This is a genomic window from Actinomadura sp. KC345, from assembly GCF_004348515.1.
GTDB lineage: Bacteria > Actinomycetota > Actinomycetes > Streptosporangiales > Streptosporangiaceae > Spirillospora.
This window is the reverse complement of record NZ_SMKH01000598.1, coordinates 1-414: the sequence shown is the minus strand read 5'-3', so window position 1 is coordinate 414 and position 414 is coordinate 1. Positions and strand designations below refer to the sequence as shown.

General features: G+C 68.1%; 2 protein-coding genes. Both read right to left on the bottom strand.

Translation table 11 applies throughout. From position 1 onward, the window contains the following. Positions 1-235, bottom strand: a 235-nt coding sequence (locus tag E1281_RS39830) for a transposase (RefSeq protein ID WP_165959277.1), incomplete at its 3' end; no start/stop codon positions are given. Beyond that, on the bottom strand, positions 207-414 hold a 208-nt coding region (locus E1281_RS39825), incomplete at its 5' end, for a hypothetical protein (RefSeq protein ID WP_207943801.1). The genes E1281_RS39830 and E1281_RS39825, both read right to left, overlap by 29 nt.

Here is a 414-nt window from a genome sequence, read left to right as displayed (position 1 = left end):
TCTCGCGCTCCAACTCGGCGATCCTTTGCGCGTCGCTGGTCGTGGTCCCCAGACGCTGCCCGCCATCGACCTCGGCCTGCCGAATCCAGGTCCGCAACGCCTCACGATGCACCCCGAGCTGGTCGGCAACTCGGGCGATCGTCCCGGTCCTCTCACCTGTCTGCTCACGCAGTTCAAAGACCATCCGGATCGCGCGTTCACGCAGCTCAGGGGAGTACTTCCTCGGGGGTGCCATAGCCCCTCACCCTTCCAGGTATCAGGGCCTCCACCCAACCCGGGGCGCTCCAGTGCTCCAGATCGAAGCGCCGCAGGAACGCTTGCCAGAGCCGGTCGACGTGCTGCGGGCAGGCGCCGGTGCGTGAGGACCACAGCCAGACCGGCTTGGGGTCGCCGGTGCCGGGGATCTGCTCGACG